Source organism: Moorena sp. (genome assembly GCF_982860115.1).
In genome coordinates, this window is the sequence record NZ_CEYLVT010000010.1 from 46,587 (window position 1) to 60,117 (window position 13,531).

11 protein-coding genes are annotated in these 13,531 nt (G+C 45.2%); 4 read left to right on the plus strand and 7 right to left on the minus strand.

The window, feature by feature from the left end:
* Window positions 1–70: 70 nt before the first annotated feature.
* From iscB to AC4II3_RS03340, 6 genes are all read right to left on the minus strand, one after another.
* Complete coding sequence (gene iscB, locus AC4II3_RS03315) at window positions 71–1,345, minus strand: RNA-guided endonuclease IscB (RefSeq protein ID WP_488006688.1); 1,275 nt, start codon at window positions 1,343–1,345, stop codon at window positions 71–73.
* 449 nt (window positions 1,346–1,794) lie between these two features.
* Window positions 1,795–2,430, minus strand: a complete 636-nt coding sequence (locus tag AC4II3_RS03320; RefSeq protein WP_488006690.1) for a cytochrome c oxidase subunit 3 — start codon at window positions 2,428–2,430, stop codon at window positions 1,795–1,797.
* Complete coding sequence (gene ctaD, locus AC4II3_RS03325; RefSeq protein WP_488006692.1) at window positions 2,417–4,105, minus strand: cytochrome c oxidase subunit I; 1,689 nt, start codon at window positions 4,103–4,105, stop codon at window positions 2,417–2,419. The genes AC4II3_RS03320 and ctaD overlap by 14 nt, the downstream gene beginning before the upstream one ends.
* Window positions 4,102–5,043 carry a cytochrome c oxidase subunit II gene (locus tag AC4II3_RS03330; protein WP_488006694.1) on the minus strand — a complete coding sequence of 314 codons (942 nt, stop codon included), beginning with the start codon at window positions 5,041–5,043 and terminating at the stop codon, window positions 4,102–4,104. Before AC4II3_RS03330 ends, ctaD begins: the two co-directional genes overlap by 4 nt.
* A gap of 8 nt (window positions 5,044–5,051) precedes the next feature.
* Window positions 5,052–5,657: a DUF2231 domain-containing protein gene (locus AC4II3_RS03335; protein ID WP_488006696.1), complete on the minus strand. Its 606-nt coding sequence runs from the start codon at window positions 5,655–5,657 to the stop codon at window positions 5,052–5,054.
* Complete coding sequence (locus AC4II3_RS03340) at window positions 5,654–6,154, minus strand: DUF2231 domain-containing protein (RefSeq protein WP_488006698.1); 501 nt, start codon at window positions 6,152–6,154, stop codon at window positions 5,654–5,656. The genes AC4II3_RS03335 and AC4II3_RS03340 overlap by 4 nt, the downstream gene beginning before the upstream one ends.
* An 841-nt stretch (window positions 6,155–6,995) precedes the next feature.
* Between AC4II3_RS03340 and AC4II3_RS03345 the strand changes: the two genes are divergently transcribed.
* From AC4II3_RS03345 to AC4II3_RS03355, 3 genes are all read left to right on the plus strand, one after another.
* Entirely contained in the window at window positions 6,996–8,480 is a 1,485-nt protein-coding gene (locus AC4II3_RS03345) for an Ig-like domain-containing protein (protein ID WP_488006700.1), read from the plus strand.
* Window positions 8,481–8,830: 350 nt separating this feature from the next.
* Window positions 8,831–9,208, plus strand: a complete 378-nt coding sequence (locus AC4II3_RS03350; protein ID WP_488006702.1) for a VOC family protein — start codon at window positions 8,831–8,833, stop codon at window positions 9,206–9,208.
* Window positions 9,209–9,236: 28 nt separating this feature from the next.
* Window positions 9,237–10,553 (plus strand): recombinase family protein, encoded by a 1,317-nt coding sequence (locus tag AC4II3_RS03355; protein WP_488006704.1) that lies wholly within the window; start codon window positions 9,237–9,239, stop codon window positions 10,551–10,553.
* 178 nt (window positions 10,554–10,731) lie between these two features.
* On the opposite strand, the gene AC4II3_RS03360 is transcribed toward AC4II3_RS03355, so the two are convergent.
* Window positions 10,732–10,992, minus strand: coding sequence for a MoaD/ThiS family protein (locus AC4II3_RS03360; RefSeq protein ID WP_009149283.1), 261 nt, complete (start codon window positions 10,990–10,992; stop codon window positions 10,732–10,734).
* Window positions 10,993–11,324: 332 nt separating this feature from the next.
* Here AC4II3_RS03360 and mutS point away from each other — a divergent pair.
* A partial coding sequence (gene mutS / locus AC4II3_RS03365; RefSeq protein WP_488006707.1) for a DNA mismatch repair protein MutS occupies window positions 11,325–13,531 on the plus strand: 2,207 nt, incomplete at its 3' end.

Sequence of the window (13,531 nt, forward strand, 5' to 3'; positions counted from 1 at the left end):
AAGCCCCTGTCGTTCACGTATGGGGAGGAAAGTTTCCCCCTTACATAAACAACTGAGCGTAAGGGAATCCTTATTGATAGGAATAACCATCGCTGCGATGAACAAAAGAACAGTATTTGTGTGAAATTCCGGCTACTCGACCTGTAGCCGTTGTGATATCAAAGCTACCGGTTGCTCGACATAAAACTCGACCAATATAAGAGCCAACTTTTTTCCCTTTGGTAACAACAGCTTTAACAATATCCCCTGTTTGAAATCCAAAGTGTTTCTTGGTGTTTGACCGATGTCGAATCGGAAAACCAAAAGCATTTGTTCCACACATTTGACGGTTGCCATGTCCTGTTGCTTTGATTCTCATTGGTCTTGACACTAAAATTTTTAAGGTATCTGGGGTTGAGTAGCCTACATTGGCCGCGTCCAACCAATGAGTTTTAGGTAAATTTTGACGACAACGGTTGTATTTAGTCCTACCACCAGTTCCCGTTTCCACAGGTATTCCTAGCTCTTTGAGGCCATTAAACAGTTTCCATCGAGTAGCATTAACGGCGGCTGTGTCAGCTAGTGATCTTTTCGCTTGAGATAGAATTGACTTGAGCAGTAAGGGGTTATTTTCTAAGAATTGCTCAATCGGTTTGTTTCCTTTCTTTTGGTTGCATTTTCGACAACTCAAAGTCAAGTTGGATAAGCGATTAGAGCCTCCTTTTGACTTGGCAACAATATGCTCAATCTCTAGCTTAGTGTCCGTAGCACCGCAGTAAACACAACGACGATGCCATTTTTCTAGCATATATTCCCTTAATTCATAACCGGCTAGGGTTCCTTGTTGATATTCAATTCCCGAGATTTCTGGGTTTTGTATGAGTTGGGTATCAAATCGTACCAATTCAGTTGAGATATGAGCAATTGGTGATAACAGCCAAAGCCGTTTTACCCAAGTCAATATGTTTTCAACTCGACTGATTAATGACGGTGGCAACCATCCCTCTTGACGACATCGATTGTTAAACCGAGGTTGGCGATAACGAGTTTTGCGATTTCTGCGAGAACGCCTTAACTGTCTTCTAGAGGTCAGAGCGGATCGAATTTGATCCCCTCTGTGAGTCAGTTCTGCTCCCCACAGCACAGATTCATTTCTCAGGATAGCTATACCTGTAGTCTTCGCTCCCGGGTCGATTTTAATCCTGAGCTGTTGATTATTTGGTTCAGCAACTTCCTCCTTCAATATAATCGTAAAAGGATACCTTTTAAACACAGCCGCTTTTCCCGTTTTGAGCAATTTTCTGGCTCTAGCTGGATGAGTTGGGTTTAAAGGTTTTCTTGAACTGTTCAAAACAAAAACAAACATGAGTTTAATCTCCCATTAGGGGTAATGTGAACCTCGCCAATGTTTAGAGTCGGTACTTTCTTCAACACACGGGCTTAACCCTTGTACACCACACTTAATGCTGAAGTTCTAGAGCTACAAACTGGTTCATGCATTCATAGGTAGGACTTAAACTCTTGCTCTAAACGTAGACTTTTTAGGTCTTTGGCTGGTCAGGTGGGCTTTATTCAAGCCCCCGGCTTATAGCCGTGGGGTTCCTGACATCCTTCTATATTACAACTTTTTTGATAATTTTTTTTGAGGGCTAACTACTAATTATACCGTTGTTCTTTGATCAGGTAAACTTGTTGTTCAACCCATTGAATGATGTCAGTTTCATAGAGCATTTTGTTCTTGAAAATCTAACTAAACGTGAGCAGCAGCATTACCTGGTTGGGTTACGCTCCTGCTCACCCAACCTAGGAATAAGGCTACTGCCAGATGTAAATCAGCACAAACAAAATAATCCAGATCACATCGACAAAATGCCAGAACAGGGAGGTGGCAGCAACCCCAAACTCACCGTTGTCGTAGTTACCGGGAATGAAGGAGCGTCCGAGCATAATCAATTGCAACAAGACTCCTGTGAGCACGTGCAAACCATGAAACCCGGTGAGCAAATAAAAGGTGCCGCCAAATACCCCATCGGTAAACCCAAAGGGGAGACTGCTCCATTCCACTGCTTGACCATACAAAAAGTAGCTCCCCATTGCCATGGTCAAGAGCCAAAATGCCCGAAAGCCCCACAGATTTTTGGCATGGAGATATCGTTCAGCAATATAAATTACGAAACTACTAGACACCAGCACTACAGTATTAATAGCTGGCTCTTTAATTTCTAGCCCTGTGACACCAGCGGGGAGCCAGTCGGCTGTGGTAGTCTTGTAAACAATGTATCCAGTAAAGAAACTCAGGAAGATTACACTTTCCGAGAGCAAGAAGATGATGAAGCCAAACATGCTGTTGCCCGCTTCATCATGGCTATGTTCTGCTGTCCCATCAGAGGTATGGGTCTTACTCGGTATTACACCAGAGGTGAGTGATGGATCGATTTCAGTTGGGTTCATGGCTAACTTCTAGGGCATCAGGGTTAGAAAGCAAAGGTTCAGATTTGCCATAGCCATAGGGTTCGGCAATCACCACAGGTAACTCTTCAAAGTTCTCGTGACTGGGCGGGGAGGAGACAAGCCATTCTATCCCGATCGCCCGCCAGGGATTGGCTGGTGCTTTTTCTCCTTGTACCCAGGAACCGACCATATTGAGGATAAAGGGCAAAGTAGACATGCCCAACAGGAAAGCTCCAATGCTAGCAACCACATTCCAAAAGGCAAATTCGGGATCGTAGGACGCAACTCGGCGGGGCATGCCTTGCAGTCCTAATGGGTGCATGGGGAAGAAATTGAGATTGGCTCCGATAAAGGTTAGGGCAAAGTGCAGTTTTCCCAATCCTTCATTATACATGCGCCCTGTCATTTTGGGGAACCAATGGTAGAAGGCGGCATAAATCCCCATAACTGTTGCGCCATAGATAACGTAGTGAAAGTGACCAACAACGAAATAGGTGTTGTTGACGTGAATATCTACTGGAACGGCTGCTAACATAATGCCAGTAATGCCCGCAAATACGAACATCACTAAGCCACCTAGTCCGAAAAGCATGGCGCTGGTTAGTCTGAGTTTACCTCCCCAAATGGTGGCTACCCAAGCAAAGACTTTGATGCCAGTTGGCACGGAAATCAACATTGTGGAGAACATAAACAGCATCCGCATCCATCCGGGGGTGCCACTAGCAAACATGTGATGCACCCAGACTATAGCGCTCAACCCAACAATAATTAGGGATGAAATAGCAACTACTTTGTAACCAAAAAGGGGCTTGCGGGCGTAAACTGGGAATATTTCTGAAAAAATGCCAAAAATCGGTAAGATAATTACGTAAACGGCTGGGTGAGAGTAGAACCAGAAAAAGTGCTGGAACAGAATGGGATCGCCCCCTTTGGCAGGGTCAAAAAAGCTGGTGCCTAGGGTTAAATCAAACAACAGCATGATCGCTCCAGCAGTCAGGGCAGGTAAGCCAAATAATTGAATAATCTGGGCACTGAGTACAGCCCAGACAAACACAGGCATTCGGAAGAAGGTCATTCCGGGCGATCGCATCCGAATAATCGTGGTTACGATGTTGACGGCTCCCAGAATAGACGATATCCCCGAGAGCGCCACGGCTAGTAGCCAGAGAAATTGACCGCTAATCAAAGCACCAGTGGGGTTTTGCAGGCTCACGGGTGGATAAGACCACCAACCTGCTTGGGCTGGGCCTCCTGGAGCTAAAAAGCTTCCCATCAGGACAATCCCAAAAACAGGCACCATCCAGAAGGCGAGGGCATTCAGCCGGGGAAATGCCATATCCCGTGCCCCAATCATCAGGGGTACTAGGTAATTGGCCAGCCCGGCCAACACTGGAAAAGTCCACAAGAACAGCATTACTGTTCCGTGGAGGGTAAACATAGCATTGTAGACGGTGCGATCGACCAGATCGGCTTCTGGGGTAATCAGTTCACCCCGGACGATCATGGCAAAGATTCCACCAATGAGAAAGAACAAAAAAGAGGTGACAATATACTGAATCCCAATCACTTTGTGATCGGTGCTGAAGCTGAAAAACCGTTTCCAGTCTTCAGGGGTACCTGGCGAGGGCTGGTTGCCCAAAGAGCCGATTGGTTCAACTGAAGAAAGATTAGTCATAACCCTTTATTTTGCAGATTGGAACCGGAGTAATTCACCATAGGAGGCGCAGCTGGAACCACCGTTTTCCAGCCTGCACTAATTGCTGTTTCAGAGGTTCGACGATATTCCTCGAAGGCTGGATTGTAGGCTGGTGTGGGGGGGTGAACCGCTGCTTGAGCAAGCCACTGCTGATAGGATTCCGGGGATTCTACTACCACATCCGCCTGCATTGCTGCAAAGTAAGTCCCACTGTATTCAGAATCCCGCAAGCGATAGTTGCCTTCGCGAATGGGAGTAAATTCAAACTCGATCGCCTGATTTGGGATAATATCCTGCTTGACTCGAAAGGCGGGTATATAAAACCCATGTATCACATCCTCTGATTTCAGGGTAAGCTTGATGCGATGGTTATTGGGTAAATGAAGTTCTGTGCTGCTGATACTCTGCTCGGGATAGCGAAATTCCCACGCCCACTGACGAGACAAGACTTCGATGCGCTCTATTGGTTCACTGGAGTCAGGCATTTGTGAGTGAGTGCTTGGCTCGATGGGTGCAGCCTCAGCGGTTGCCATTTCTATATGAACATGGTCCATCGGACCGAGAATCGACATCTGGTCGTAGACCTGGTAGCTGTAGGCTGCAATCCAAATTACTAAGGCTAAGGGAATCGCTGTCCAGACGATTTCCAGGGTGATGTTTCCTTCAATTGGTGGACCATCACTGATGTCATACTTGCCTGCCCGCTGAAACAAGACTGAATAGGTTAGGGTTCCTACTACTCCTAAGAAAATAAAGGTTCCCAGTGTCACAAGGAAACTGAATAAATCGTCAACTAGCAGGGATTCAGCTGAAGCTTGGGGGGGAAACCAAGAGTAAGCCTGTTGACCCATCCACAGACTAATCCCGGCTAATGCGATCGCAACGACAACCAAGGTCAAAATCCTGCGAATATTCATAAGCCTATCTATTTCAACAGTAAGTTTGGATCTTCTCCCAGTCTCAACAGGCGATCAGCGCTAATGTGTAGGCCAAAATCTGCCGCCAGTTGCGCTCCCAGGGTACCGTGAACAAACATCAGTGCGAAAATCCCTAGTCCCGCTAACAAATAGGTCCATTGTACCTGTCTGGCCCTATCCTTATTCCAAACAAATCGCTGAAATCCTCGCCATACTGCCATTCCTACAATCAGCAGCAGCAACAAGACCCCACCAACTCCATGCCAAAGCATGGTTTCCATGGCCTGTAATCCCCAGGCACTTCTAACGTCTGTGGGTGGGTCTGCCAGCATGATTTCATAGAAACCGGCTGCAACGGTGAAGAAAGTAACTACTGCTGCTGCCAGCATGTTGTACCAGCCGACATCAAAAAAATTGGATCTTGTGGCAGGAATTGCCAGTATCTTAAAGACTGGCTTTTCCAAGGGAAACAAGACCCCAACGATATCAAAGCCGATGGCCACGATAAATAAACCAAGGGTTAGATGTACCAGATTGGGATGAATCGGAATCGGGTAAGGCAAGCCATTGGCTCCCAATTGGCTCCCTAGTTGGTCAATTAGGTTTGAACTCATTGCAACAAGCCCTCCCTAGTCCCTTCTACTACCGGAACAGTATGTAATCCATAGACCCAAACGAGTAAGTCACCCAGGTAGACCTGGACAAACACTAACCCTACTAACAACACCCCCACCCCCAAAAAAGGTATGGGTAACTCTTTGGGATTGCGAGAACGAATGATGTAGCGCCATGCTGTCACCCCTGCAATGATGCCAGATAGAGACCAACCAATCAGCGTATGCAGGTTCAATGTTCCCTCTGCTGCTGTGTAAGGCTCTGCTAATCCGGCTTCAATTTGCCCAAAAATAACAGCAATAAAGATAGAAATAGTCGCAAAAAATAAATTCCACCAACTTACCTCATACAGGCGATAATTACGGCTAAAGTAGCCGACAGTGTCACAAAAGACGGCAAACAATACCATGGCAATCACAAAATGAACCACGATCGGATGAATGGTATCGGGATACGGCAAGTTGTGATCGTTGAGTGGGGGGAGATACTCTAGCATATTGTTCTCAATGAGGTCTCAATGAGGAATTGCTCAGGCTGATACTACTAAATGACTAGTAAAATACACTAAAACGCTACTATAAAGCTACTATAAAATTAGTTGGCATTTTTGACATTAGAGCCATAAAAACAATTACATTAATGCTGATAAGCACTAAAATAATATAAACTTGTTGTGGCTTAATTCCTTTAAAAAAAATCACTGCAATTCTCCTAGTTACTAGTTATTGGTTAGTATTTTTGCCTAGATATAAATACTCATTTAATGAGTATTTATTTAGACTTTCGCAGATATCTAGTTAGTGCATGCTAATTGTTACCCTAACAACTAATTCTGTCCAATGACTTGACTCAAATGACAGGGTTTCAGCAGCAGGTAGCTAGCTCCAGTTAATAGATATAGCAACTATAGGGATACCTGACTTCAGATATATCACCTGGTTTGAGTATAGCCAGCTAATCCTCGGGTTTAGTAGATTATTCAGGAAGTTTTAAGATTTATTACAAAGCCAAAAAGGTTGACAATTTGTATTATTTGATTGTGATAATTTTTATTGTGATAAACCTGATAACTTGGTTATAAATTAAACTAGTCTATCTGAGGGATGTTAACTATAGCATTTCTCAGTTATAAATTGGTTAAGGTACTTTCGTGCTAGGTTTTAGGGAGTAGAGAGTCGGTTTGAGGAAGTAGGGAGTAGGGAGTAGCTACAAAATTCTGTGTACCTGATTACTATCAGAACCGCTATATAAAGTCTTGGTGGTATAAATTAAATGGCATTTGCTCTGGAAACTCTAGACTAGAACTCTGCACTAATTTTCCTGATAGATTTAATTAGATGAAGATTCAAACCTTTCTTCAACCCATTGACCGTACTGCTGGGGCAGTCATAGTTATACTGAGTCTACTGATTGGTATATTACTGTGGACTGGCGATCGCACTGCCCCCAGGGTAAGGGAATTTTCGTGGCAAGATAAACAAGTCGGTGCGGAGGATAAAGCGTTTATCCTAACCTTCAGCCGTCCTATGGATCAGACTAGTGTAGAAACTAATCTGAAGATAGTTCCAGCCATCCCCGGCAAAATTAGCTGGGCTGGACGTAAAATGGCTTATACTCCGCTGCTCCCTTTACCCTATGGCACTGAGTATCAATTCCAGCTGACTGGGGCAGTAGACCAATTCGCTAAGCCTGGCAATAAGACTGCCATGGAACCGTTTAAGGCATCTTTCCGTACCCGTGACCGAGCCTTTGCCTATGTGGGTGTTAAAGCAGAAGAACAGGGGCGATTAATTTTCTATAATCTCACTCGCCAACAAAAAACTATCTTGACGCCTCCAGATTTGCTGGTTATGGACTTTAAGTTCTATCCTGATGGCAGCCGAATTCTTTTCTCTGCTGTTAGAAGTCAGAATAAAGAACAGGACTTGCTCTCTGCAAAATTATATACTGTGACCACGGGCATATCTACTCGTGCCCCAGCTCAAGCGACCGTATCCTCAGACTCTCATGGTAAAGTTGATCAGGTTCTCGATAGCAAAGACTACCAGAATCTGAAGTTTGATTTGTCTGCTGATGGTAAAACGATTGTGGTGCAGCGGGTCAGTCGGAGTAATCCTTCGGAATTTGGGCTGTGGACCATACAACCTGGTACTAAACCAAAACCATTAGACCATGAACCAGGAGGAGATTTTATGATTACTCCTGACAGCAACGCTATCGCGATGGCTCAAGGTCAGGGAGTGGGCATTTTACCCTTGACACCAAATGCTCAACCCCTAGACTTTTTACCTAAGTTTGGCATGGTCCTAAACTTTGCTAAGGATGGTTCAGCGGCAGTGATGGTTAAGTTTAATAGTGACTATACGCGATCGCTATTTCTAGTCAAAAACCAAGGCTCTGAGCAAGAGATACTGCGCACCACTGGTTCTGTCCATAGTTGTGAATTCTCGGCGCAAAACCAGATTCTCTATTGTCTGCTCAGCCAACTCATTGCTGGGGAAGAATTCAAAGAAGAACCGTTCCTAGCAGCGATTAACCTTAAACCTAATGACAAGAATGAGTATACTTTAAAGCGCTTGGTAGTTTTACCCGAGCAACAGGAAGTTCATATGAGTTTGTCCCCAGATGACTTAGGCATACTCTTTGATCAAATAGTCCCTGAACGGGCATCTGATGAAGGTTTGATCACTGATGAAGGACAAATAATTGCCAATGCTAGACTCTGGCTATTACCTTTAGTGGATGATACATCGTCAGATACTCCAGTGAAGCTGGAAGCCGAACCACTCCTAACTGGATTTAATGCTCGTTGGCTACCTTGAAGGTTAACAGGTTGAACGCGCACCCGTGGCCAATAGGCCAAGGTTAACTGGTTGTTCGCGTAGCGTGGCCAATAGGCCAAGGTTTTAATGTTGAAGGTTGTTCGCGTAGCGTGGCCAATAGGCCAAGGTTAGCAGGTTGAAGGTTGAACGCGCACCCGTGGCCAATAGGCCAAGGGTTAAGGTTGGTAAAATAACCGAGCAACCTGTAACCTCTAACCTCTAACCTCTAACCAAACAACCTTCAACCCTTCAACCCTTCAACCTTCAACCTTAAACCTTCAACCTTAAAACCTTCAACATTAAAACCTTAAACCTGTAACCTATAACGTGTAACTTTACATGAAAAGACTATGGAAATTAATCAGTGTCTTCATGTTGCTGTTTTAGTTTCTGATTTGGAAAAGGCAGAGAATTTTTACGGTAAGATTCTGGGATTATCTAAAGTTGAACGAGAGCTGAGATTTCCTGGTGCTTGGTACCAAGTTGGTCAATTCCAAATTCACTTGATGGTTAATCCTAATGCTAAAGTTGAGCTAAAAAATATTCAAAAATGGGGTCGTAATCCCCACATTGCCTTTAGTGTAAGAAATTTAGATGAAGCGAAGGAATCTCTACAAGCTCATGGTTACCCGATTCAATTGAGCTCGTCTGGTCGTGCGGCATTATTTACCCAAGATCCAGATTGTAATATTATTGAGATTAGTGAGATTAGTCAGATTAGCACTTAGGGGTTTAAGGTAGGGATCGGGAAAATAGATGAAAACCATTGCCTACCTGTACAGCAATCCCCTACTTGACCCACGACCTGACGCAGCAGTTTGGGGTTTGGAGGTGGATCAGGTCTATCTAGATTTGGGAGGACGTCAGCAGTGGCAACAGTTAGTTGCGGATTGCCAAGCTCAACCCCCTGATTACTTGCTAATTCGTCGCCTGGAAGAACTGGGAGAGTGTTTAGCTGAAATTAGCGATCGCATTAGCCAAGTTGAAAGCCTTGGTGTTTGCTTGGTTGCCACAGAGCAATCTTACAAATCTGCTCAGCTAACCGATGCTACCAACTACACTGCGATTCGTGCTAGTTTACTGAAACTTCTACAGGAAATTCAGCAGGAAGTCAACAGCCGCCGCCTTCGGCAAGGACATGCTCGTAATCGCCTCAAAGCTTTACCCCCACCAGGAAAAGCCCCCTATGGCTATCGGCGGGGCAAAGACCGCTATCTAATTGACCGCAGTACTGCACCGGTGGTTAAAGATTTTTTTGAGCAGTTTCTGCTTTATGGTTCCTTGCGGGGTGCAGTACGGTACTTAGAGCAAAAATATGGTAAACGGATTTCCGTGACTACCGGGCGTCGTTGGCTGACAAATCCAGTCTATCGGGGAGACCTTGGCTATCAAAAAAATGGTGAGGTCATTTCCGATACCCATAACGCTATTTTGAATCGCGAAGAAGCCGCACAGATTGACCGACTGCTCAGGCGCAACCGACAATTACCTCCTCGCACCGCCAGTGCTCCCCGTTCTTTGGCAGGGTTAGTGGTTTGTCAGGAATGTCAGTCGGGAATGACCGTTGTTAGTGTTACTCAATACCGTAAAAACAAACAATATCTCTACCTACGTCCGATCAATTGTCCTAAGCATCCCAAATGTCGTGCTATTAGTTATGAACAGGTTTTGGAGCAGACTATTCAACTGATCTGTCAGGAATTACCCCGTGCTGTTGCTGCTATGAATGCTCCCAGTTTGGATGGGGTTAAGGAATCCCTTAAGGGTAAAATTACTCAAAAAAAAGATAATTTAGAGCAACTACCCCTGTTAACCTCTAGTGGGGTGCTTGATCAAGAAACTGCTGATTTACGAGCATACAAACTACGCACAGAAATTTACCAATTGCAGCAGCAGCTAGCTGCTTTGCCGCCAGTGAATTTAAAAGCGATCGCTCAAACAGTATCCATTCCTCAATTCTGGATTGATTTATCAGAATCAGAGCGTCGGTTTTACTTTCGGGAATTTATTCAAAAAATTGAAATCCTGCGTCAGGTAAAAGACTTGCAGCTGCAACTTGTGTTTATTTTTTAGGTAAGCTATCAGCTATCAGCTATCAGCTATCAGCTAATGCGTACGCTACGCGAACAGCCATTTGGCACCGAAAAATTACTCCTACTTTAAGCAATGCCCTTTGGCGAGGCATCCTGTTCTGAGTTCTGACTAAAAACACAATCCTTGGAGGCAAAAGGCTTGCAGGCAAAATCATCGATTAGCCACCGCTAACAGGAGGAATCAGAACCACTTCATCCCCATCTTGCAAGGGTGTATCCGGGGGAACAAATTGCAGATTGATGCCAAAGCGGGTCACTTCACGCCATTGCTCCAGCTCTGGGTGTTCACTCAGTAAACGGTCTAGCACGGCTGATACTGATGTTTGAGGAGGAAATCCTAACTGGAGTTCTGGCAAGCCATAGGTTTCTTGATAGGCAGCAAAAAGCTTGACTGTAACAGTAATTGATGGTTCAGACATAATTCAATTCGGGTTCAAGCTCTTTTATTTTATTTAATTTTGTTTAATTCTATTTAATTCTGTTTGATTTTAGTCTGCCTGACGAGACTGAGAGCCTTGGAAGTATAGTTTACAAATAAGATAGATGCACCCTAATGACCAAAGCAGTATTGACCCTAATTCAAAAGTATTTTAAAACCTAAGTGACATATTTGACTACAGTAATCAACTGCCTAGTCTTGAAAAAACTATGGCGATAGAGTAATAGAAGCCCAGTGGAAATCAATCTAACAAACCGAGGGTAAGTTGGATTTACCGATTAGGATAGAATATTGGTATTTCTAGCTTAGTCAATGAGCAGATCCCCTCAAGCATCTACTCCCGAATCCAACGATAACCTTCCGAAAAGGGCAACTGAAGCAGCAAGGAAAGTTGCGCCTGAGAATACTGACCATCGGACAGTGGACCGCAGTAAGCTGACACCGATGATGCAGCATTTTGCTCAACTAAAAGACCAGTATTCCCATGCTGTGCTGCTCTACCGAGTTGGGGACTTCTATGAAACCTTCTTTCAGGATGCCAGAATAATTTCTGAAGCCCTGGAACTGGTCTTAACTAGCAAAGAAGCAGGTAAGGGAGTGGGACGGGTGCCAATGACAGGGGTTCCTCACCATGCTTTGGACCGCTACAGCACCATGCTCGTGGAAAAAGGCTATGCGATCGCAATTTGTGACCAAGTGGAAGATGCCTCAGTAGCAGCCAAAGAAGGACGTCAGGTGCGCCGGGAAGTCACCCGTGTCCTTACCCCCGGTACCTTGATGGAAGAGGAGATGCTCCATGCTCGTCGTAACAATTTCCTGGCAGCAGTAGTGATTGCTAAGAATCATTGGGGTTTAGCCTATGCAGATATTTCCACTGGAGAATTTCTGACTACTCAAGACCGAGAGTTAGACCTGCTGGTTCAGGAATTGATGCGCTTGCAGCCGTCGGAGGTATTAATTCCCACCAATGCTCCCGATTTGGGGAGTATGCTACGACCTGGTCAGACCTCTGAGAGTTTACCGGATTGTTTACCAAATTCATTTTGTTATGCACTCCGTCCCCAACGACACTTTACCTTGGCCGAAGCCCGACAGCGACTGTTGGAACAGTTCAGAGTGCGATCGCTTGAAGGGTTAGGGTGTGAACATCTGCCCCTTGGTGTCCGTGCTGCTGGTGGATTGTTGGAATATCTGAAAGATACCCAAAAAGAAAATTATGTAGCGTTACAGATATTACGTACCTATACCATTGCTGATTATTTAATTCTCGACCACCAGACTCGTCGCAATCTGGAAATTACTGCTACTGTCCGAGATAACACCTTTAATGGTTCCCTGCTTTGGGCTCTAGATAGAACCAGTACAGCCATGGGAGGTAGAGCATTGCGGCGCTGGCTACTGCAACCATTACTAGAGATTAAGGGAATCCGGGCGCGACATGATACGATCGCGGAATTAGTGGAGAATACTGGACTGCGCCAGGACTTACAGCAGCTGCTTCGTAAAATTTATGACTTGGAGCGGTTGACAGGGAAAGCAAGTTCTGGTAGAGCGAATGCCAGAGATTTAGTTGCCCTAGGGGATTCTCTGTTGAGGTTACCGGAATTAGCTGACCTAGCGGCTTATGGGTCTTCTCCCTATCTGAAAGTGATGCAGACTGTACCGCCACAATTGGAAGAGTTAGGGCACACACTGCAGGAGCATCTGGTAGAGTCACCACCCTTGCATCTGACTGAGGGGAAATTAATTCGGCCTCAGGTCAATCAGCAGTTGGATGAAATGCGTGGTCAAGCCGAGGAGGATCAGCAGTGGATTGCCAATTTGGAAGTGACGGAGCGGGAAAAGACAGATATTCCCAAGCTGAAGGTAGGGTTTAATAAGACCTTTGGATATTACATTAGTGTACCTCGTGCTAAGACAGCTCAGGTACCAGATAACTATATTCGGAAGCAGACGTTAGTTAATGAAGAGCGCTACATAACCCCAGAGCTCAAGGAACGGGAAGCACGGATTCTCACGGCGCGGGAGGATTTGAATCGTTTAGAGTATGAAATTTTTGTAGGTTTGCGCCATGAGGTAGGGCTGGAAGCTGACAGGATTCGGGGTGTCTCTCGGGCGGTAGCAGCGTTGGATGTGTTGTGTGGATTAGCAGAAATAGCCGTTTATCAGGGATATTGTCGTCCCGATATGGATCAAAGCCGGGAAATTCGGATTATAGATGGACGGCATCCAGTGGTAGAGCAGTCCTTGCCCAGTGGTTTGTTTGTCCCGAATTCCGCGTCTTTAGGTCAAAACAAGTTACAGGTTGAAAGGTTGAACGGTGTTGGGTCTTCCGAGTTGAAGGTTAAAAATGCTAACTACCAACTCGATAACCAGCAACCGGATAACGAACAACTTGATCACGAGCAACCGGATAACGAACAACTTGATCACGAGCAACCGGATAACGAACAACTCGATAACCAGCAACCGGATAACGAACAACTCGATAACCAGCAACCGGATAACGAACAACTCGA